This window comes from Parasporobacterium paucivorans DSM 15970 (assembly GCF_900141895.1).
Taxonomy (GTDB): domain Bacteria; phylum Bacillota; class Clostridia; order Lachnospirales; family Lachnospiraceae; genus Parasporobacterium; species Parasporobacterium paucivorans.
The window spans coordinates 33,902-55,370 of sequence record NZ_FQYT01000020.1 but is presented as its reverse complement, the minus strand read 5'-3'; the positions used below and the strand labels follow the sequence as shown (position 1 = coordinate 55,370).

Genomic DNA, 21,469 nt, shown 5'->3' with positions numbered 1-21,469 from the left:
AATTTGCTTTTTAAATTCAAAACTATATTTTGCCATAAAAAAACTGACCTCCCATAAGTTAGATTTTTAGGTCTAACTTATGGGGGTCAGTTCAACCCTGCACCGCTTTTTTTGCTATGAATATGCGTCTCTGTACGAATTCTAGATCCGCAATATATCCTGTCTGTTTGCATACTTTGTATGTAGAAGATGGTGGGATGTTTCGCTCAGAGGTTCGCCAAGGAACTCCTCGTAAATCATCTTTATGGCAGGTGACTCGTGGGATTTTCTGATAGGAAGATCTTTGTCCTGCTGATATACGTTGACGGTTCGTTTTGCAACCTTCTTCCAGTTGCGGACAGGGTTTCCGCCTCCGCCTATGCATCCGCCCGGGCAGGCCATGACTTCGATGAAATGGTAGTCCGCGGTGCCGTCTACCACGCGGTCCATTATCTTGCGGGCTTCGCCCAGGGAGTGGACCACTGCTACTTTTACGGTAGTGCCGTTGATATCTACGGCGGCTTCCTTTAAGCCCTCAAAACCACGGACTGCCTGGAATTCCAGCTGCTTCAGCTCTTCACCCGTGAGAACCTCATATACGGTACGAAGGGCTGCTTCCATTACACCGCCAGTTGCTGCAAAGATTTCACCGGCTCCGCTGCCCAGACCAAATGGATTATCAAATCGGGATTCTTCCAGCTTTGAGAAGTCGATTCCGGCAGATTTTATCAGTTTGGCTAATTCCTGTACGGTGAGGGCTGCATCCACGTCCTGGTACCCGCTGTCGGACATCTCCGGTCGCTTGCATTCAAACTTCTTTGCGGTACAAGGCATTATGGAACAGCTGAAGATATTCGCCGGATCGATGCCAGCTTTTTGGGCAAAATATGTCTTGATTACACTGCCGAACATCTGCTGCGGTGATTTGGCCGAGGAAAGATGCTGGGTATATTTTGGATAAGAGGTTTCACAGAATTTAACCCAACCCGGGCAGCAGGAGGTCATCATAGGCAGAACGCCGCCGTTTGTGATTCTGTTTAAAAGCTCGTTTCCCTCTTCCATAATTGTAAGGTCGGCCGTGAAGTCGGTGTCGAACACATAGTCAAAGCCGAGCATTTTCATGGCTGTGATCATGCGTCCGGTACTCACGGTTCCGGTTTCTTCACCCAGAGCTTCTGCGATGGTGGTACGTGAGGATGGGGCAACCTGCGCGATCAGGACCTTGCCCTCTTCCTTGGCTTTGTAAACCAGATTTGTGTCATCGTGAATTGTAAGGGCACCTACCGGGCAGACCTGGACACATTGTCCGCAGTTTACGCAGGCAGTATCCTGAAGCTTTTTTCCATAAGGAGGCGCTACCACGGTGTTGTAGCCTCTGTTCTCCTTGGCCAGGATCCCCACGGTCTGAACGTCATTGCAGACTTCCACGCAGCGGCCGCAGAGGATACACTTATTGGCATCAAAGGTTATGGAAGGGGAAGAGGTGTCCACGGCTTTACCGCGCAGCTCAACTTCGTAACGTATTGGTGAATTCATGTTGAGATCCTGTGCGATGCTCTGCAGTTCACAGCTGCCGTTTTTATCACAGTTGAGGCAGTCCTGGGGATGATGGGAAAATATCAGTTCCAGGATATTTTTTCTTGCCTTGATTATGCGGGGCGTGTTTGTCCGGATGGACATGCTCTCGGCAACCGGGTAACTGCAGGCGGGCTGAAGCAGCTTCTGCCCGTTGACTTCAACCACGCAGATACGGCATACGGATTTTACGGACTGGTCCTCATGGTGACAAAGGGAGGGGATATTGACATGGATTTTCTTTGCAGCTTCCATGATGGTGGTTCCTTCTTCCACCTGTAAATTTATTCCATCTATATTTATATTGACCATTATTTTAACCCCCTTTCAGGTGAACATTTTGAACACGGATCCTTATCCAGATGTCTGTCATAAGAATCACGGAAGTTTGCGATGCTGGTCAGAACCGGAACGGGCGTGGAGTGACCGAGGCCGCAGAGAGCGGTTTCCCTCATAGTATTGGAGAGATCCATCATTGTATCGATATCTATTACGCTTCCTCTGCCCTCAGATATCTTTTTGATGAGCTTTAGGAGCTGCACTCCACCCTCGCGGCATGGGATGCATTTGCCACAGGATTCGTTGGTGAAAAATTCCAGTGTGTTTTTTACGATGTCGAGAACACAGTTGCTGTCATCGATAACAAATATGGTGCCGCATCCGAGGCGCCCGCCGGAGGATGCCACATGATCAATGTCCAGAGGAATGTCTATCTGGGATGGGCGAATGATGGCGCCGGATGCACCACCGGTCTGAACGGCCAGAAGTTCCTTGCCGCCTGCAATGCCGCCGCATACTTCGTAGATGATGTCCTTCAGGTTCGTACCCATTGGGAATTCGAAAACCCCGCGTCTGTGCACGTTGCCGGTAACGGTGAAAAGTTTCGTTCCGGGGCTGTTTTCTGAGCCGATACTTCTGAACCAGTCCACTCCGTTTGCGAATATCGGGCCTATGTTTGCCAGGGTTTCCACATTGTTTAATACGGTAGGCAGTCCGAAGAGTCCGTAGGTCCCGGGATAAGGGGGACGGGTGCGCGGTTCGCCTCTTTTTCCTTCGATGGATTCAAAGAGGGCTGTTTCCTCGCCGCACACGTAAGCGCCGGCACCGGAACGCATTTCTATGTCAAAGGAAAAGTCGCTTCCTAAGATGTTTTTTCCGAGGATACCGGATTTTCTGGCACTATCCAGGGCGTTTTCAAGAATGGGAAACAGGTAGGAATATTCAGCTCTGAGGTAAATAAACCCACGTCCTGCGCCGATTGCCTTTCCGACGATGGCCATTCCCTCAAAGATGCTGTGGGGATCGGTACTTAACAGGATTCTGTCCTTGCTGGTGCCTGGCTCGCCTTCGTCCGCGTTGCACACAACTACCTTGGAGGTGCCTCCTGCGTCATAGGCGAATTTGATCTTCATCCAGGTGGGAAATCCTGCTCCTCCCCTTCCTCTCAGACCGGAATCCCTTAGGGTCTCGATTACCTGGGCTCCGTCCATCAAGAGGGCATTGCGCAGGCCAACATAGCCTCCATGCTCCATGCTGACCGCAACATCGACCATGTTTGCGACATCTTTATTTCTAAGCAGTACGCGTGTTTCTTCCATATCAGATGTCCTCCCTTATATATTTCTTGATAAGTTCCCTTGCACGTTCCGGGTCCAGATCTCCATAAACCTTATCGTTAATCATGATGGCAGGAGAAATGTCGCAGATACCAAGGCATGGACACGTTTCCACAGTGAACCGGTTGTCCGGTGTTGTTTCGCCGATTTTGATGCCAAGCATTTCAGTAATGGTATCCATGACGTCCTTGGCGCCGCGTACGTGACAGGGAGCGCTACTGCACATTCGGATCATGTATTTGCCCCGGGGCTGTACGGACAGATACTCGTAGAAAGTTACAAAACTGTAGACATGGTTCTGGGATAAGCCCATTTCCCTTGCGATTACAGCCGCAACATCCTCCGCGAGAGAGGGGACGATTTTCTGTACTGCGATGATTACATCCATGAGTTTGTCCTGTCGGCCTTTGTACCTGGATGCGATTTCCGCAACCTGAACAAGGGCTGAAGGGGACGTGGTAAAACTATACTGGCTTTGATGCATAATAGATGCCTCCTTAAAATAATTGTTATAAAAATCTTGGCTTTTTTCTAAATGAAATAATACGAAAGTTTAAGAATAATGTCAATAATAATTAAAATATTAACGAAGAAATAGCAATAGTTAAGAAATTAACGTGGAATATTCTGTTAATTTCTTAACTATAATTGACAAAAAATAATCCCTGGAATATAATTTGCTGTAATTGAATCGAATCGTTCTGACGCAGCGGGGTACGTCCCGGCTGGGAAGGCGGAGAAATTGACAAGATGGTGCACGTCTGCACCCTTTGATATCCGCGCCCGGCAGCGCGGATTTTTTTGTCCGGATGAGGTAAGGAGAAAGAATGGAATCCAGGATTTCAATCATCAGCATAATCGTAGAAGATACCTCGGTTGCAAGTGAAATCAACGAACTGCTGCACCAGTTCGGCGGATATATAATTGGCCGTATGGGGATTCCCTGCAAAGAAAGAGGGATATCCATAATCTGCGTTGTTTTGGAGGCTCCGGGGGATGTAGTGAGTTCCCTTTCCGGAAAGATCGGAATGATCAGCGGTGTAAGCACAAAAACGGTCACATCAAAAAGCAAATAAAACAGGTTTATGAAGGAGTATGAACGTGAAAAGGAGAATAACCACATTAGTATTGACCGCAATTCTGGCTGTTTCGTTTCTGTCCGGATGTCAGAAGGATTCCGGAGCTGAAACGCAGAAAGAGACGGAAACCACCACGAAGGAGACCGTGGAGGCGATAGACATCCGTGTAGGTGGACTGAAAGGCCCAACTTCCATGGGAATGGTCCAGCTGATGGAAGCGGCGGAGCAGAAAACAGCATTCAATAATTATACATTCACCATCGCGGCATCGGCCGATGAGCTGACGCCAAAGCTGATACAGGGCGATCTGGACATTGCGGCAGTCCCTGCGAATCTGGCCTCCGTTCTGTACAACAATACAAAGGGAGCCGTAGAGCTTCTGGCGGTCAACACACTTGGAGTCAATTACATAGTTGAAGTGGGGGATACCATCAGCAGCATGGAAGATTTGCGTGGAAAAACCATTTATGCAACCGGCAAAGGGTCGACACCGGAATTTGCCCTCCGTTATCTGCTCAGTGAGTATGGACTGGATCCGGATAAAGATGTTACAATTGAATGGAAGTCCGAACCCACAGAAGTAGTGGCACTGCTTGCCCAGGGCGGCGGAATTGCAATGCTTCCCCAGCCCTTCGTAACAGTGGCCCAGTCGAGCGTGGCCGGTCTGAATATAGCTGTAGACATGACAGAAGAATGGGACAAGCTGGAAAATGGAAGCATGCTGATTACCGGAGTTCTGGTAGTACGGAAAGAATTTGCGGAGCAGTATCCACAGCAGGTTGCTAAATTTTTAGACGAGTATAAGGAATCCACAGAATATGTTAATGCAAATGTGGGAGGCGCAGCTCTTCTTGTAGAGAAATACGGCATTGTGGCAGCAGCAGTTGCCCAGAAAGCAATCCCGTATTGCAATATCACCTATATGGAAGGCAGCGAAATGAAGACTGCCATGGAGGGATATTTGAATGTCCTTTTTGAACAGAAACCGGAAGCCATCGGTGGGGCGCTTCCAGGGGATGCGTTCTATTTTGAAAGGTAACAGGCTGGAAAAAGCTGGGGCTATTCTGGCAGCCCTGGCCGTCTGGCAGCTTGCTGCCATGCTTCTGGACAATTCTCTGTTTCTGGTGACACCCTTTGTGGTGGCCAGGAAACTGATGACTCTGGTCTTCACGGTGGATTTCTGGAGTGCCATTGCCTTTACCTTCTTGAGAATAGAAATTGGTTTTTTTCTAGCATTATTTTTGGGAACGATCCTCGCATTTGCTGCGGGGCGTTTCCGCGTTATCGGGGTCATGCTCCAGCCCTATATGGCCGTTGTAAAGGCTACTCCGGTAGCCTCCTTCATCATTCTGTGCCTTATATGGCTAAATGCCCGCAACTTGGCGGTTTTCATCGCATTCCTGATGGGCCTTCCTATTATATATACCAATGTGCTGCAGGGATTCCATGCCGCCGATATAAAGCTTCTGGAGATGGCCCGGCTCTTTGACGTGGGATGGAGGCGGAAGTTCCGATATATATATATTCCCCAGGTTAAACCATACCTTCTTTCTGCTTGCAGCATGGCAGTGGGACTGACCTGGAAAGCAGGCGTTGCCGCAGAGGTAATAGGCATACCGGACGGATCCATCGGAGAGAAACTATATAATGCAAAGGTATACCTGAACACGGGGGAACTGTTTGCCTGGTCGGTGGTCATCGTAGTCATCAGCATTCTGTTTGAGAAGATTTTCATGCATGCGGCGAGAGCTCTTTTTTCCTATAGGAGGAAGCGTTAGATGGATATCATAATCGAAAATGTTTCGAAAAGATTTGGAGAAAAAACGGTGCTGAAAGGCTTTTCCGCAATCATCAGGGAACACGGGATTACCTGCATCATGGGTCCATCAGGGTGCGGAAAGACGACTCTTCTTAATCTGCTCATGGGCTTTGAGCAGCAGGACGAAGGCAGCATAAAGGGCGTTCCAGTCAAAAAAAGTGCTGTATTCCAGGAAGACCGTCTTTGTGAGAGTTTTGATGCCGTGGAAAATGTACGCATGGTCTGTCATAAGGATACGCCTGACGGCCAGATCCGCAATCACCTCATTCAGGTCGGGGTTGGCGATAGCCTGTATAACCCGGTCAGTGAGCTGAGCGGCGGGATGCGCCGCAGAGTCGCTCTGGTCAGGGCCATTCTGGCGAAAAGCGAAATCCTGTTCCTGGACGAGCCTTTTAAGGGTCTGGATGAGGAACGGAAGCGTCAGGTCATGAATTATGTAAAGGAAAACATAGATGGAAGAACCGTCGTTATGGTCACCCATGACGAGGAGGAAGCCGCAGAGATGGAAGGGAACTTGATATACATATAATCCCAAAAAAAAGGACTGAATCCGGCGGATTCAGTCCTTTTTTTGGGATTATCCGATTAAAAAGCATCCGACGAAGGTCATGGTATCCTTCCCGTAGTTATAGGGGAGGTCGTTTGCCTTGCAGACTTCGTTGACTACCATTCCATAGGCCTCCATGGAGGAGATGGCCTTGTCCGGAAAACGGCACGGCTCGTCAGGATAAGTGCATTCAGCGCAGATATCGCAGGCACCAGTACCCAAATATAAAACGTCCGGGTATTTTTTCTTGAGTTCAGCCAGAGTCGACCGGTAGTTTTTGATATGCTGCTTTGTCAGTTCTTCCATTCCCTCGACGTCAAAGCTGTCCTCAAGCTGGGCAGTAGACTGCACAATAATGCCTTTTTTATATTTTTTGATCCTGTCGCCGCATTCATCCAGTGTTCCGCAGGCAGGAGGGCAGGACCAGTTCTTGCCATAATGGTGGCATGTGTTGGCGGCACACATCTTACGGACCTCTGGATTCAGTTCAATGGTATCCACATTTAGCTCGGCAGCATGTGAAAAACCATTTTCCAGGGCAATGTCTATTGCATCTTTCATATTCATCCTCCTTTAGATTTGAATTGGTTTTATTATACCATTATTCATACTATGTGTGTATAATGATATAATACAAGGAAGAAAAGCAGGAGAAAAAAATGAACTTACTTACAATAAATGGAATGAGAAAATCATATACCGACAGGATCCTGTTGGACAGCGCAGACTTCAGCATCAATGAAGGAGAAAAGGTTGGGATCATCGGAGTCAATGGAACCGGAAAGTCCACGCTTTTGAAGGTGGCAGCAGGACTGGAACCTCTTGATGCGGGGGAAGTGGTAAAGGGCAGTAATGTAAAAATCAATTACCTGCCTCAGGACCCCGTGTTCCCGAAGGGGATTACGATTTATGATTATGTGATTGCAGCGAATATTTCGGGCGACAACCGCTGGGAAATAGAAGGAGAGGCAAAAAACATTCTGAACAAGCTGGGACTTCCGGATTATGGGGCTGTTATCGACAATCTTTCGGGCGGCCAGAAAAAAAGGGCAGCCCTGGCAGCTGTTCTGCTTAAACCCTGCGATATCCTGATTCTGGACGAACCGACCAACCATATGGACAATGAAATGGCGGCCTGGCTGGAAGATTACCTGAATAAGAGGAAAGAAGCCCTTATAATGATCACCCATGACAGATATTTTCTGGACCGTATTGTAAACCGGGTGGTAGAAATCGACAAAGGGAAAATATATAGTTATAACGGAAAATATGCAGATTACCTTGAACAGAAGACGCTGCGCGAAGAGATCGAACAGTCCGGCGAAAGGAAGAGGCAGAGCATTCTAAAGGTAGAACTGGAATGGATCCGCAGGGGAGCGAGAGCAAGGAGCACCAAGCAGAAAGCGCATATTCAAAGATATGAGGCGCTGCGGGATGCGGGAGGACCGGCAGAGGAAGAAAGCCTGCAGATGAGCTCCCTGAAAAGCCGTATGGGAAGGAAAACTATTGAAATTGAAGGACTCTCCAAAAGTTGCGGGGACCGTGTACTGATTAATGATTTTAATTATATTTTCCTGAATGGCGACAGAATCGGTTTTATCGGAAGGAACGGATGCGGAAAATCTACTCTTCTGAAGATGATTATGGGAGAGATTCAGCCGGACAGTGGAGTCATAGATATCGGAAGCACCGTGAAGATTGGATATTTTTCCCAGGAAAATGAAAATCTGCCTCAGAATATGCGGGTGATAGATTATGTGAGGGAGACGGCGGACTTTGTAAAGACGGCATCAGGGTCGATATCTGCTTCCCAGATGCTTACCAGGTTTCTCTTTGATGACGCCCTGCAGTACCAATCTATCAGCCGCCTTTCGGGTGGTGAAAAAAGGAGGCTGTGCCTGCTTAAGATACTTATGGAGGCACCCAATGTGCTGATTCTGGATGAACCTACCAATGACCTTGATATACAGACCATGGCCATTTTTGAGGATTATCTGGATGACTTTGACGGAATTGTCATAGCTGTATCCCATGACAGATATTTTCTCAACCGGATTACGGACCGGATATTTGCGTTCAAAGGCAATGGCGTTATTCGCCAGTATGAGGGCAATTATGAGGATTATCTGAACGCCCTCCAGGAAGAGGAAAATCCGACCGAAGACAAAACCGCACAAAACAGGGAAGAAAGCAGGCAGGACAAGTCAAAGCCACGGATGGGGGAGGATAAAGTCAAAATGTCCTTCAATGAAAAGCGGGAGTTTGAAAGCATCGATGAGGAAATTGCAAAGCTGGAGGCAAGGATAGACAGCCTGGAAAAGGAGATTGCAGCAAGCGCTACCGATTTCATCCGGCTGACTGCCTGCATGAAGGAAAAAGAGGAAGCCCAGGAAGCCCTTGAGGGCAAAATGGAAAGGTGGATATACCTTATGGAGCTGAATGAATTAATCAACAAAAAATAATGATTGCAAATTTCTATAAAAGGATTATAATCAAGTTCATCTAATTTTGAGAGGTAGAAAAGATGCAACTGATACGAAAGCATAAAATAACCACAACCCAGATGATCACAGGAGGGTTTTTTCTTGCCATATTCATTGGAGGAATTCTGCTGTCTCTTCCGATTGCTTCAAAAAGTGGGCAGTTCACACCTCTTGTAGATTCATTCTTTGCGTCCACCACTTCCGTGTGCGTGACAGGACTGACAACAGTGGTTACTGTAGATCATTGGAACCTGTTTGGTCAGATTGTGATTCTGTGTCTGATTCAGTTTGGCGGACTGGGCGTGGTCACTTTTGTAACCAGTATTTTTCTGATTATGAAAAGGCGTATCACTTTAAGTGACAGGATGCTGATTCAGGAAGCCTATAATCTGGAGACCCTGCAGGGCCTGGTCAAACTGACTATATGGATTATGAAGGGAACGTTCCTGGTCGAAGCGGTTGGAGCCTTGCTGTACAGTTTCCAATTTGTACCGGAGTTTGGGCTGGTACACGGGGTATGGTATTCCATTTTTCATGCTGTTTCTGCCTTTTGTAACGCAGGCATCGATCTTATTGGGAGCGCAAGCTTTATCCCATACCAGACCAACCCTCTTGTCAATATCAACACGATGCTGCTGATTATAATCGGCGGAATTGGATACCCGGTCTGGTGGGACATTATTCAGAAGATAAAAATCGGCTGGAAAGAAAAATTGTCTATCCGGCTCTTCTTTCGAAAGTTAAGCCTCCATACAAAAATCGTGCTGATAACGACTTTCAGCCTGATCCTGTTTGGAGCCTTGTTTGTGTTTATCAATGAATACGGAAACCAGATGACAATCGGAAATATGAATACCGGTCAGAAAATCATGGCATCCTTTTTTCAGTCCATCACGTTCAGGACAGCTGGCTTCTTAACGGTTCCCCAGGAAGATTTGAAGAATGCCACATCTTTATTCGGTATCGTAATGATGTTTATCGGAGGTTCGCCTTCCGGAACGGCGGGAGGAATAAAAACAGTTACCTTTGCGATTCTTGTTATTGCCGGGTTGTCGAGTGTGAGAAAAAAAGAATGTATCGAGATATTGGGACGAAGAGTGGATGACGGCTATGTGAAAAAGTCACTGGCAATCTTCATGTTCAGCATATCGACCCTGGTTGTATCCACAATCTGCCTGTCGGTGGTGACAGAAAGGGATTTCCTGGATCTGCTCTTTGAATCGGCTTCCGCCCTTGGCACAGTTGGCCTTAGCAAAAATGTTACCATGTCTTTGACCACAGCAGGAAAAATCATTATAATGGCAACGATGTTTTTGGGAAGGGTCGGACCGATAACCATGGCGCTTTCACTGCGAGTAGGTAAAGACAGAAAAAGCAAGATACAGCTCCCGGAAGAAAAGGTTCTGGTTGGATAAAGGAAGGAGATTCAATTATGCAGAAGAAAGAATTTGTAGTGTTCGGGCTTGGGCGGTTTGGACGGAGCGTAGCGGAAACACTTGCCCAAAGCGGATGCGAAGTACTGGTTGTTGATGATGACGATGATAAAATAAAAGAGATAGCGGATATTGTAACCTATGCGGTGAAAGCAAAGATTACGGATAAAGCGACCCTGGCTTCATTGGGAATCAGCAATTTTGACGGAGCCATTATAGCGATGTCAGAAGATCTGGAGGCGAGCATTTTAGCCACAATTCTTGTGAAAGAACTTGGAATCCCTTATGTACTGGCAAAGGCACAGACGGAGCTTCATGGCAAGATTCTTAAAAAAGTCGGGGCGGATCTGGTTGTATTTCCGGAGAAAGAGATGGGAATACATATTGCGAACAACCTGATTATGGATAACTTCTTTGATGCGGTGGAATTATCCTCCACTTGCAGTCTGATGGAGATGGATCCAATGGATTCCTGGATTGGTCACAGCTTGAAGGAAGTGAATATCCGATCTAAATATAAAGTGAATGTAATCGGAATCCGGAGAGACGACGAACTGGATATCACGCCGGACGTGGATAAACCAATCCATAAAGATGAAGCAATGATTTTAATCGGTAAAAATGATGCCCTCAATAAGCTGCGGGCACAGAAAAGTAAAGAAACAGAAAAATAAAAGAGATGCCGTACCGGTCCGCCGATACGGCATCTCTTCCCAACTGGGTTAGTAGTATAAAGGAGAAAATGTTTTCGTGAAATCATTGTCTGGGGACTCCAGGATGAATGTGCTTATGAAATCATCGGAAGGCTTCAGGAATGGAAAGGAGTCGGAAGTAGCCCATTCCGGTTTTGTGAATGACGGCGGGTTATGAATCAGGGCGTTTGTCCAGTCATCATTGCATTCAAACCATAATTCGGACAGCCTGTCCCAATGCCGCATCAGGTTCTTCAGTTTATCACTGCCATCCGTTTTGTTGTCATCCGTAGTAATGGGAAGAGCACTTCCCTCGAATTCGATGGCTTTATGGCTGAAGAAACGAATCAGGCCAGTCATTTTCTTGATTTCTTCTGCCTGAACTTCCAGGAAAAACCTGTCGCATTCCTCTTTGTCGGCATTTTCCGGATAACGGTAGGCAATTACCCACCGGAGAACCGAATGCTTTTCAAATGGCCAACTGCCACCCAGAAAATCTTCCGTCGGTTCGGCAGGAATATGGATGATGTCCGCCTTGATGGCGCCGGAAACCGGTTCGGGAGTCATACCCATAAGACCTTTGTGCCCCCTGCGGTTCTTGATGTCACTGGCCCAGTTTTCGTGGATTCGGTAAGTGTACAGCCCTTCATTGACGGCTCCCTCCGGGGCAGGAACGGGGCGGTATAAAAGATATCGGCTGGTCCACGGGTACTGGGTAAGAACATCCGGTACGTGGGAACGCCTGAACCATCTTTCCATGGCCGGACGGTGGTTCTCGTTAAGCAGATTGTGAAATATTACCATTTTTTCCATAGTCATAAAACTTGCCTCCTTTATGGTTAATTGTTATAAATAAATGTATCACAACCGCTCATAGTTGTATAATTGAATAAATAAATGGGGGCCATTGACTTCCCGTATGGCCGGCGGCTGGCTTTTTGACTTGATAAGATAACCAAAAGTGCGTATAATAGGCTTGTATGAAATTTTGTACCGAATGAGGAGACAGGATGAAGAATCGATGGAACAAAGGTTTCACACCATATATGTACTGGCCGCTCATTCTCAGCGGACTGCTTGTGATAGTAAATATTGTAATATACATGATCGATGCCCGGGCAGGAGTAACCCTCCTGGTTTTCACCCTGGTATTTATAAGCATATCCCTGGTGCTTTTGATTGGAAGCCGACCTAAAATCACCAATGAAATCATTACGATGACGGAAGGCCTCGCAAAATCCCAGAGCAGGATGCTTATGGAACTTCCGGTTCCATACTGCGTGCTGAACAAGGATGGAAGGATTCTGTGGATGAACAAAAGGTTCACGGATCTGATTGGTACCGGCAAAGCGGCAGATAAGAAAATCACGTCTCTTTTTCCGGAAATTACGGAGGAGGAACTACGCTTCGGGGAGGAGGACTCGGTCGGGGAAATTGCGTTCAAGGGCAGGAATTACCGTGTGGAGTTTAAGAAAATCACATGGAAGGAGTCCGAGGATGACGATATCCTGACGGATATTCCGTCTGAACAGGACGATATGTTTTCCGTAGGCTTGTTTGATGAGACAGAGATGCTCAATCTCAGGAAAGAAAATACAGAGCAGAAATTTGTTGCAGCCTTAGTATATCTGGACAATTTCGAAGAAGTCATGGAGACGGTGGAGGCAGTCCGTAAATCCCTGATTCTTGCACTTATCGACAGAAAGATTAATAAGTATTTTACTGCCATGGACGGCGTGGTGAGGAAGCTGGAGAAGGATAAATACTTTATCGTATTGAAACAGAAATATATCTCCGTGCTTCAGAGCAATAAATTCAACATTCTTGATGAGGTCAAATCCATAAATATCGGAAATGAAATGCCGGTCACCATTAGTATCGGACTGGGTGTAAATGGAGAGACCTATTCAAAAACCTGCGAATTTTCACGCACTGCCATTGACCTGGCTCTGGGAAGAGGCGGTGACCAGGCGGTCATCAAGGATGGGGAAAAGATTTATTATTACGGTGGAAAAAGCAAACAGGTAGAAAAGAATACAAGGGTCAAAGCAAGGGTTAAAGCCCATGCCCTGCGGGAACTGCTGAACAGCAAAGAGGATGTCCTGATTATGGGGCATAAGCTGGGTGACATTGATTCCGTAGGTGCGTCTGTGGGGATATACAGGGTGGCCAGAACCCTTGACAGGAAAGCACACATAGTTATCGGGGAAATGACAAATTCTGTCAAACCGATCATTGATGGATTTAAGGCAGGAGATGAATATGAAGAGGATATGTTCATAAGCGGATCCCAGGCTCTGCAGATTCTGAATGACAACACGGTTTTGGTTCTGGTTGATGTAAATAAGCCAAGCTTCGTGGAAGAACCCAGGCTGGTTTCTGGGTCGAAGGCTACGGTGATTCTGGACCATCACAGACAGGGATCGGAGGTGGTGGAAAATGCGGTTTTGTCCTACATTGAACCGTTTGCTTCCTCCACCTGTGAAATGGTATCGGAAATTCTTCAGTATATTTCCGAGGACATCCGGCTAAAACAGGCGGAAGCCGATGCACTGTACGCAGGAATCATGATCGATACAAACTATTTCGCAAACAGCACGGGAGCACGTACCTTTGAAGCGGCAGCCTTTCTGAAGCGGAACGGTGCGGATATAAACAAGGTCAGGAAAATGTTTTGGGATGATTTCGATGCGTTTAAAGCGAGAGCGGTGACCTACCATAATGCCGAGATATTCAGGGAATTTTTCATTATTGGGGAGTGCCCATCTGAACACATTGAAAGCCCTACTGTGACAGCCGCCCAGGCAGCCAATGAGATGCTGGAGATACGTGGTATAAAGGCTTCTTTTGTAGTGACGAGATACAACAACACGATTTACATAAGTGCGCGCTCCGTGGATGAAATAAACGTACAGCTGGTTATGGAAAGGCTGGGAGGCGGAGGACATTTGAACGTGGCCGGAGCCCAGCTTAAGGAAGTCACCCTGGACGAGGCAAAGCAAATAGTTAAGGATACCTTAAGTAAAATGATAGAAGAAGGAGACATATAATCATGGATGTTATTTTATTGGAAGATGTGAAAAAACTGGGAAAAAAAGGGGAAGTCATCAAGGTGAGTGACGGCTACGCAAGGAACTTCATCCTGCCAAAGAAGCTGGGAGTTGAGGCGACCGCTAAAAATATCAACGATCTGAGGCTGCAGAAAGAACATGACAAGAAGCTGGCTCAGGAAATGCTGGAGGAGGCAAAGGCCCTCGCTGCGAAGATAGAGGAGAAACCGGTGGTTCTGGCCATAAAAACCGGAGAAGGCGGAAGGTCCTTTGGGTCCGTATCCACCAAAGAAATCGCAAAGGCCGTGACGGACCAGCTGAAGCTGGAGATTGATAAAAAGAAAATGGTCCTGGAGAATCCAATCAAAACACTGGGGACGCACACCGTGACAGTTAAGCTGCACAAGGATGTAACAGCTCAACTGACCGTTAAAGTCGTGGAAGAATAGTATGGAGGAAACAAATGGATGAAGCTCTGATTAAAAGAGTGCTGCCGCATAGTGTCGAAGCTGAAAAATCGGTCATCGGATCCATGATGATGGATGAGGATGCCGTGGCGAAAGCCTCGGAAATCCTGGTTGCGGATGATTTCTATGGGAGACAGTATGGAGTTGTTTTTGATGCCATGGTCGAAATGTATAATCAGGGAAAACCCGTAGACCTTATTACACTGAATAATAAACTGAAAGAGAAGGATGTTCCTCCGGAGCTGGCTGGAATCGAGTTCATAAAAGAGCTCCTTGAGGCGGTTCCTACTTCTGCGAATATAAAGCATTATGCGGAAATTGTGCATGAAAAGGCAATGCTGCGCAGAATCATTAAGATAACCGACGAGATTTCCAATGAATGCTATATGGGCAGGGACAGCCTTGAAAATATCCTGAATGAGACGGAGAGAAGGGTTTTTGGGCTGATTCAGACCAATTCGGAGAATTCCTTTATAACCATCCGGCAGATTGTAATGAACGTTTTGGACAAAATCGAGGAAGCATCCAAATCCAAGAGCATTGTCACGGGGGTGCCCACGGGCTTTACGGATCTGGATTACAAGACCGCCGGTCTCCAGCCCTCCGATCTGGTGCTGATAGCGGCCCGCCCCTCCATGGGAAAGACCGCCTTTGTATTGAATATCGCCGAACATCTGGCTTTCAAAAAGAATATGGGTGTGGCGATATTCAGTCTTGAAATGTCAAAAGAGCAGCTGGTAAACAGGCTCTTTGCCCAGGAGTCCCGGGTGGATTCCCAGGCAATCCGCACGGGAAAGCTCTCGGAATCGGACTGGGAGAAGCTGATTGATTCCGCAAACGTAATCGGCAATTCGAAGCTGGTCATTGATGACACGCCCAGCATCGGCGTGGCGGAAATGAGGACTAAGTGCCGCAAGTTCAAGCTGGAAAATGACATCCAGCTTATTGTCATTGATTACCTGCAGCTTATGTCCGGAGGCAAAAGATCGGATAACAGGCAGCAGGAAATATCGGATATTTCAAGAGCGCTCAAAGGGCTGGCCAGAGAACTGAATGTGCCGATTATCGCCTTGTCCCAGCTGAACAGAGCATTGGAACAGAGGCAGGACCGCAGACCCATGCTTTCGGATCTGAGGGACTCGGGAGCCATAGAGCAGGATGCCGATGTCGTTATGTTCCTATACAGGGATGAGTATTACCATCCGGACACGGAAGATAAGAGCGTGGCAGAAGTAATTATTGCGAAGCAGAGAAATGGTCCGGTAGGCACTATAAAGCTTATGTGGCAGGCTGACTTTACAAAATTTGTCAATCGAGAACAATAAAAAACAATCCCGCATTCAAACGGGATTGTTTTATTTTAATTAGTATTATGCCTGTTCAATTGCGCCTGTAGGACATACAGATTCGCAAGCGCCGCAATCGATGCATTCAGCTGCGTCAATTTCAAATTTTCCATCGCCTTCTGAAATCGCGTTTGTTGGACATTCAGGTGCACATGCACCACAGCTTACACAAGCGTCAGTAATTATACGTGCCATGATAACTCCTCCTTATATATAAATTAAACTTATTCTAATATAAATACTTTGAGAATACAAGCAGAAAATTCCTTCCTCTACTTCCGGGGCAAGGTTTGTTGACTGAAAGATTGCTTATGGAGTATAATCGTATAAGAACTTCTTACATGGTAACGTGGGGTATAATATGAGAAAAGATGAATTTTTGAAGCTGCTGGAGGAAGCCCTGGCAGGAGCTGCTTCTGCAGGAGAAATCAAGTCACAGCGGGAGTATTATAATGAGTATATTGAAGGCGAGAAGCGGACGGGCAAGAAGGAAGAGGAAATCATAGACAATCTGGGAGCTCCGGAACTTATTGCGAAAACGATTCTGGACGCGAAGGAAAGGATGGGAACGGCATATTCTGAAGGGGAAACCTACCACCAGGAAGAAAAGAGATCCTGGAGGGTATCCGGGGTCAACACCTGGTATGGAAAGCTGCTTGGCATAGTGTTTGCGGTTGTGGCAGTTATCCTGCTGCTCCTGCTTATCGGAGGAGCCATTACCATTCTGGTTCAGATTGCCCTGCCTTTATTTGTGATTCTTGTGATAATCGCTCTGGTCAATGTTCTCAGACAAAAGTAAAACAGTCTAGAGGGGAGCCACTAGACTGTTTGAGGGGAGTATAAATAAATAATAAGGGGTTGTTTGTAAAAGAAACAAATTCCTTTACAAGCTGATTATATTACACAGGTAATAAAAAAACAATAAAAAACTAATCCGCAAAATCAAGATTGTAGAAATGCAACAATTAAAATAATAAAAGAAGAAATTATTTATCTATTATTTAGGATAAAGTTGTTTACTGCGTCAACATGTTTCTGATATATAATACTATAACTGCAACACAATAAAGAAAATGAAATGAGGAAATATGACAAGATATGAATTGATAGCACCCTGCCATTTTGGACTGGAATCCGTGCTGAAAAACGAGATACAGGACTTAGGATACGAAATCTCCCAGGTGGAGGACGGAAAGGTTACCTTCATCGGAGATGAAGAGGCCGTCTGCAGAGCCAACATAAATTTGAGGACTACAGAAAGAATCATGATAAAAGTAGCCCGGTTTCAAGCGACTACCTACGATGAGCTGTTTGAAGGCATAAAGGCCATCCGATGGGAAGAGTTCATCCCTAAAGATGGGAAATTCTGGGTAACCAAGGCAAGCTCCATCAAGAGCAAACTGTTCAGCCCCTCGGACATACAGAGCATTGCAAAAAAGGCCATGGTGGAGGCTCTAAAGGGCGTATACCGTACCGAGTGGTTTGAGGAGACGGGCAATGAATATCCGGTCAGGATTTTCCTCATGAAGGATGAGGTTACCGTGGCCCTGGATACGACCGGAGACTCCCTCCACAAGCGGGGATACAGAAAACTCGCATCCAAGGCACCTATATCGGAAACTCTGGCGGCAGCCCTTATTCTTCTCACTCCGTGGAACAAGGATCGGATTCTGGTGGATCCTTTCTGTGGGAGCGGAACCTTTCCCATTGAAGCGGCCATGATGGCAGCCAATATTGCGCCCGGCCTGAACAGATCCTTCCTCGCCCAAAAGTGGGAAAACATTATTCCGGTCAAAACATGGCAGGATGCAATGGATGAAGCCAATGAAATGATCGATACCAATATCGAGGTAGATATCCAGGGATACGACATCGACGGAAGCATCATAAAGGCGGCCAGACAGAACGCTGCTGATGCAGGGGTGGAGCACCTGATTCATTTTCAGGAGAGACCACTTTCCCAGCTCAGCCATCCCAAAAAATATGGATTTCTGATCACCAATCCTCCGTACGGGGAAAGGCTTGAAGATCGCGAGGGTCTTCCGGCCCTGTATAAGGAACTGGGTGAAAGAATACGCAGCCTGGACAGCTGGTCGGCATATGTCATAACCTCTTACGAACAGGCAGAAAAAGATATGGGAATGAAAGCAGCCAAGAACAGGAAAATATACAATGGAATGATCAAGACCTATTTCTACCAGTTCCCGGGACCGAAACCTCCGAAGAGAAAAGACAGGTAACGGAATGAAGATAATATTTGCGACGAATAATCAGGATAAATTAAGAGAGGTAAGGGAGATTCTGTCCGGCTTTGATTTCAGGGTGGACATGACCTCCCTGAAAGACGAGGGAATTCAGATTGACGTGGAGGAGACGGGAAGCACCTTTGAAGAGAATGCCGCGATAAAGGCCCGCGCTATAATGGAAATAACAGGTGCCATCGTCATGGCGGATGATTCGGGGCTGGAAGTGGATTATCTCGACAAGGCGCCCGGGGTATATTCCGCCAGGTACATGGGGGAGACCACGGATTACTCCATTAAGAACAAAAATATCATCGAGAGGCTTTCCGGTGCCGTGGGAGATCAAAGGAGCGCACGGTTTGTCTGCGCAATTGCAACAGCTTTTCCTGATGGAAGAATCGTTACCACAAGAGGCACGGTGGAGGGTCTGATTGCGTATGAGGAAAAAGGAAGCAATGGGTTCGGATACGACCCCATTGTATTTATCCCGGAGTTTGCCCAGACGCTTGGGGAAATGCCTTCGGAACTGAAGAACAAAATAAGCCACAGATACAATGCTCTCTGCCGGATGGGAGAGATATTAGGGGCTATTGAAAACGAAGGAAAAAAACTTTGAAAAACAAGTTGACAATAAAAAATTCCTAGTATATAATAGCTCTTGCATTGCAAAAGAAAAATGTACCGGGGTGTGGCTCAGCTTGGCTAGAGCGCTTGATTTGGGATCAAGAGGTCGCAGGTTCGAATCCTGTCACCCCGACTGTTATGCGGGTGTAGTTCAATGGTAGAACACTAGCCTTCCAAGCTAGATACGCGGGTTCGATTCCCGCTACCCGCTTTTGCATTAACCCTTTTTGCAGAAAAAATGTGTGTTCGTAGCTCAGCTGGATAGAGCAACGGCCTTCTAAGCCGTAGGTCGGGGGTTCGAATCCCTTCGGGCACATTTTATGGTGGGTATAGCGCAGTTGGTTAGCGCGCCAGATTGTGGCTCTGGAGGCCATGGGTTCGAATCCCATTATCCACCCTGTTTTACCTGTTTAGGGCTATCGCCAAGCGGTAAGGCACAGGACTTTGACTCCTGCATTCGCTGGTTCAAATCCAGCTAGCCCTGTTGCCTGCAAAAACTTGTTTTATATATAACAGGGGCCATTAGCTCAGTCGGTAGAGCACTTGACTTTTAATCAAGTTGTCCGGGGTTCGAATCTCCGATGGCTCATTATAAGATGTTTGGGACTTAAAGCAGTTAGGTTCCGGGCATTTTTTTTATGCTGATTCGCGGCAGAGGGCTTGAATAGAATAGAAAAAGTGGTAGAATTAGAACTAAAGCCGGCCTGGCCGGCCCTTTTGTATTTGAGAAAGGGGAGAGAATTTTGCCATTTGAGATAGTGAGGAACGATATCACCAATATGAAGGTAGATGCCATTGTAAATGCTGCAAACACCCGCCTTAAGATGGGCGGCGGTGTCTGCGGGGCGATTTTTTCAGCTGCGGGTGCCGAGAAGCTGCAGGCAGAGTGTGACCGAATTGGCGGGTGCGAAACAGGAAAATCAGTGATCACAGGCGGATATGCCCTCCCGGCCCGATATATAATTCATGCTGTTGGCCCCATCTGGATGGGAGGCGGAGATAATGAAAAACAGCTGTTGCATAGCGCCTACACAAGTGCCCTTGTACTGGCAGAAGAAAACCGCTGCCAATCAGTCGCGTTTCCATTGGTATCATCGGGGATTTATGGATATCCGAAAGACCAGGCAATACATGTGGCGATATCTGCCATAGGAGAATTCCTGCTTGAGCACGATATGATGGTCTATCTGGTCGTTTTTGATGAAAAGGCTTTTTCGTTAAGCGAAAAGCTGACATCTTCCATCAGGGAATATATTGATGCAAATTATGTAGAAAATGCGGCACGAAAAGATACGGGCAGCAGGGTACAGGAATTTGAGTATGCCCAGGAGTCAAAACCGAAGGTCGCTGAATATATTCTGTCAAGCAGCAAACGAAGCCTGGAGGATGTCGTGGAGCATCTGGATGAGACATTTTCGGCTGCGATGCTGCGCCTGATAGACGAGAAGAAGATGGCTGATACGGAGGTTTATAAGAAAGCAAATCTTGACAGAAAGCTCTTCTCCAAGATCCGAAGCGATGCACATTACAAGCCGGGAAGAGCCACGGCTATCGCCCTGTCCATTGCCTTGAAGCTGAATCTGGATGAGACCCTTGATCTTATGGGAAAGGCCGGATATACCCTCTCAAACAGCAATAAATCGGATGTCATTATCAAGTATTTTATTGAGAAGGAAAATCATAATATTTTTGAAGTCAATGAAGCCCTGTTTGCTTTTGGGCAGCCGGTCCTGGGAAGATAATTGTCGCATGGGAGGCGACCTGCTGAAAGCCAAAAACGGTTATCCTTACATTATAAATATATAAGGAGGATAACGAAATGAAGACAGACAGAACGGAATTGGTATTTATACTGGATAGAAGCGGCTCCATGGGCGGGCTGGAGAATGACACAATCGGAGGGTATAATGCTCTGCTGAAGAAACAGAAGGAAGAACCGGGGGAAGCATTCGTAACAACAATCCTTTTTGATAATGAGTATGAGGTCCTGCACGACAGACTGGACATCCGGGAAATCCTCCCCATCACGCACCATGAGTACTATGTCAGGGGATGTACGGCCCTTTTGGATGCAGTGGGTAAAACCATACACAGGGTTGGAAACAGGCAGAGGAGTCTTCCAGAGGACCGCAGGGCAGACAAGGTTCTGGTGGTCATCACTACGGACGGTATGGAGAATGCCAGTGTGGAATACACCTATTCCAAAGTCAGAGCAATGATTGGAAGACAGAAAGAAAAATATGCCTGGGAATTCATTTTTCTGGGTGCCAATATTGATGCCGTATCAACAGCTGAAAAGTTTGGAATCGGGGCGGATCGCGCGGCCGATTTTCTGGCGGATCCGGAAGGCGTGCGATTGAATTACCGGATTCTAAGTGATACAGTCAGCGGGATAAGGCAGAACCGGGCATTGAGTTCGGACTGGAAGGCTGGGATCGAGAAAGATTTTAATGCGCGGGGCGGCAGGAAGAAGTCAAAATAAGAAAAAAATGAACATGCCATAAAGAAGCCGGGGA

General features: G+C 46.9%; 21 protein-coding genes and 6 tRNA genes. 21 read left to right on the top strand and 6 right to left on the bottom strand.

The genetic code is table 11. The features are described from left to right. Window positions 1–141: 141 nt before the first annotated feature. The 3 genes from BUA79_RS09495 to BUA79_RS09485 are packed head-to-tail and all read right to left on the bottom strand — an operon-like array spanning window position 142 to window position 3,654. Complete coding sequence (locus tag BUA79_RS09495) at window positions 142–1,866, bottom strand: NADH-dependent [FeFe] hydrogenase, group A6 (RefSeq protein WP_073994194.1); 1,725 nt, start codon at window positions 1,864–1,866, stop codon at window positions 142–144. Next, window positions 1,866–3,152, bottom strand: a complete 1,287-nt coding sequence (locus BUA79_RS09490; protein ID WP_073994193.1) for a complex I 51 kDa subunit family protein — start codon at window positions 3,150–3,152, stop codon at window positions 1,866–1,868. Before BUA79_RS09490 ends, BUA79_RS09495 begins: the two co-directional genes overlap by 1 nt. Before the next feature lies 1 nt (window position 3,153). Further along, entirely contained in the window at window positions 3,154–3,654 is a 501-nt protein-coding gene (locus BUA79_RS09485; RefSeq protein WP_073994192.1) for an NADH-quinone oxidoreductase subunit NuoE family protein, read from the bottom strand. A gap of 343 nt (window positions 3,655–3,997) precedes the next feature. On the opposite strand from BUA79_RS09485, the gene BUA79_RS09480 reads away from it, so the two are divergent. The 4 genes from BUA79_RS09480 to BUA79_RS09465 are packed head-to-tail and all read left to right on the top strand — an operon-like array spanning window position 3,998 to window position 6,597. Further along, on the top strand, window positions 3,998–4,246 hold the full coding sequence (locus tag BUA79_RS09480) for a TM1266 family iron-only hydrogenase system putative regulator (RefSeq protein ID WP_073994191.1): 249 nt from the start codon (window positions 3,998–4,000) through the stop codon (window positions 4,244–4,246). A gap of 19 nt (window positions 4,247–4,265) precedes the next feature. Beyond that, on the top strand, window positions 4,266–5,288 hold the full coding sequence (locus tag BUA79_RS09475; protein WP_073994190.1) for an ABC transporter substrate-binding protein: 1,023 nt from the start codon (window positions 4,266–4,268) through the stop codon (window positions 5,286–5,288). Further along, on the top strand, window positions 5,278–6,027 hold the full coding sequence (locus BUA79_RS09470) for an ABC transporter permease (protein ID WP_330389242.1): 750 nt from the start codon (window positions 5,278–5,280) through the stop codon (window positions 6,025–6,027). Before BUA79_RS09475 ends, BUA79_RS09470 begins: the two co-directional genes overlap by 11 nt. Continuing rightward, complete coding sequence (locus BUA79_RS09465) at window positions 6,028–6,597, top strand: ATP-binding cassette domain-containing protein (protein ID WP_073994188.1); 570 nt, start codon at window positions 6,028–6,030, stop codon at window positions 6,595–6,597. Window positions 6,598–6,645: 48 nt separating this feature from the next. Here BUA79_RS09465 and BUA79_RS09460 read toward each other — a convergent pair whose 3' ends face one another. After that, window positions 6,646–7,176: a DUF2284 domain-containing protein gene (locus BUA79_RS09460; RefSeq protein ID WP_330389241.1), complete on the bottom strand. Its 531-nt coding sequence runs from the start codon at window positions 7,174–7,176 to the stop codon at window positions 6,646–6,648. Between the two features lie 98 nt (window positions 7,177–7,274). On the opposite strand from BUA79_RS09460, the gene BUA79_RS09455 reads away from it, so the two are divergent. From BUA79_RS09455 to BUA79_RS09445, 3 genes are all read left to right on the top strand, one after another. Beyond that, a complete protein-coding gene (locus tag BUA79_RS09455; protein ID WP_073994186.1) occupies window positions 7,275–9,077 on the top strand; it encodes an ABC-F family ATP-binding cassette domain-containing protein in 1,803 nt (600 codons plus the stop codon). 62 nt (window positions 9,078–9,139) lie between these two features. After that, on the top strand, window positions 9,140–10,513 hold the full coding sequence (locus BUA79_RS09450) for a TrkH family potassium uptake protein (RefSeq protein ID WP_073994185.1): 1,374 nt from the start codon (window positions 9,140–9,142) through the stop codon (window positions 10,511–10,513). A gap of 17 nt (window positions 10,514–10,530) precedes the next feature. Next, the gene (locus BUA79_RS09445; RefSeq protein ID WP_073994184.1) at window positions 10,531–11,205 is read left to right on the top strand and encodes a potassium channel family protein; all 675 of its coding nucleotides are present in this window, start codon (window positions 10,531–10,533) and stop codon (window positions 11,203–11,205) included. 48 nt (window positions 11,206–11,253) lie between these two features. Here BUA79_RS09445 and BUA79_RS09440 read toward each other — a convergent pair whose 3' ends face one another. Then, window positions 11,254–12,042 (bottom strand): hypothetical protein, encoded by a 789-nt coding sequence (locus BUA79_RS09440; RefSeq protein ID WP_073994183.1) that lies wholly within the window; start codon window positions 12,040–12,042, stop codon window positions 11,254–11,256. 191 nt (window positions 12,043–12,233) lie between these two features. Here BUA79_RS09440 and BUA79_RS09435 point away from each other — a divergent pair, with 191 nt between their 5' ends. Genes BUA79_RS09435 through dnaB form a run of 3 tightly spaced genes read left to right on the top strand, consistent with a single transcriptional unit; the run spans window position 12,234 to window position 16,065 of the window. Further along, complete coding sequence (locus BUA79_RS09435) at window positions 12,234–14,273, top strand: DHH family phosphoesterase (protein ID WP_073994182.1); 2,040 nt, start codon at window positions 12,234–12,236, stop codon at window positions 14,271–14,273. 2 nt (window positions 14,274–14,275) lie between these two features. Next, on the top strand, window positions 14,276–14,722 hold the full coding sequence (gene rplI / locus BUA79_RS09430) for a 50S ribosomal protein L9 (protein WP_073994181.1): 447 nt from the start codon (window positions 14,276–14,278) through the stop codon (window positions 14,720–14,722). A 14-nt stretch (window positions 14,723–14,736) separates the two neighbouring features. Further along, complete coding sequence (gene dnaB / locus BUA79_RS09425; protein ID WP_073994180.1) at window positions 14,737–16,065, top strand: replicative DNA helicase; 1,329 nt, start codon at window positions 14,737–14,739, stop codon at window positions 16,063–16,065. A gap of 45 nt (window positions 16,066–16,110) precedes the next feature. Here the strand turns inward: dnaB and BUA79_RS09420 are convergent, their stop codons facing one another. Further along, complete coding sequence (locus BUA79_RS09420) at window positions 16,111–16,281, bottom strand: DUF362 domain-containing protein (RefSeq protein ID WP_073994179.1); 171 nt, start codon at window positions 16,279–16,281, stop codon at window positions 16,111–16,113. 166 nt (window positions 16,282–16,447) lie between these two features. On the opposite strand from BUA79_RS09420, the gene BUA79_RS09415 reads away from it, so the two are divergent. From BUA79_RS09415 to BUA79_RS09365, 11 genes are all read left to right on the top strand, one after another. Further along, entirely contained in the window at window positions 16,448–16,885 is a 438-nt protein-coding gene (locus tag BUA79_RS09415) for an HAAS signaling domain-containing protein (RefSeq protein ID WP_073994178.1), read from the top strand. Window positions 16,886–17,174: 289 nt separating this feature from the next. Continuing rightward, window positions 17,175–18,326 (top strand): THUMP domain-containing class I SAM-dependent RNA methyltransferase, encoded by a 1,152-nt coding sequence (locus BUA79_RS09410; protein ID WP_073994177.1) that lies wholly within the window; start codon window positions 17,175–17,177, stop codon window positions 18,324–18,326. Between the two features lie 4 nt (window positions 18,327–18,330). After that, window positions 18,331–18,945 (top strand): RdgB/HAM1 family non-canonical purine NTP pyrophosphatase, encoded by a 615-nt coding sequence (rdgB, locus tag BUA79_RS09405; RefSeq protein WP_073994176.1) that lies wholly within the window; start codon window positions 18,331–18,333, stop codon window positions 18,943–18,945. 66 nt (window positions 18,946–19,011) lie between these two features. Beyond that, window positions 19,012–19,086, top strand: a tRNA-Pro gene (locus tag BUA79_RS09400). Between the two features lie 7 nt (window positions 19,087–19,093). Continuing rightward, window positions 19,094–19,164 (top strand) — tRNA-Gly (locus BUA79_RS09395). Between the two features lie 31 nt (window positions 19,165–19,195). After that, window positions 19,196–19,269, top strand: a tRNA-Arg gene (locus BUA79_RS09390). Window positions 19,270–19,276: 7 nt separating this feature from the next. Further along, window positions 19,277–19,350: transfer RNA gene (locus BUA79_RS09385), tRNA-His, on the top strand. A 15-nt stretch (window positions 19,351–19,365) separates the two neighbouring features. Further along, window positions 19,366–19,437 (top strand) — tRNA-Gln (locus BUA79_RS09380). A gap of 32 nt (window positions 19,438–19,469) precedes the next feature. Further along, a tRNA-Lys gene (locus BUA79_RS09375) sits at window positions 19,470–19,542 on the top strand. 154 nt (window positions 19,543–19,696) lie between these two features. Further along, window positions 19,697–20,695, top strand: coding sequence for a macro domain-containing protein (locus BUA79_RS09370; protein WP_073994175.1), 999 nt, complete (start codon window positions 19,697–19,699; stop codon window positions 20,693–20,695). Between the two features lie 77 nt (window positions 20,696–20,772). Next, window positions 20,773–21,435, top strand: a complete 663-nt coding sequence (locus BUA79_RS09365; protein WP_073994174.1) for a vWA domain-containing protein — start codon at window positions 20,773–20,775, stop codon at window positions 21,433–21,435. Window positions 21,436–21,469 lie beyond the last annotated feature (34 nt).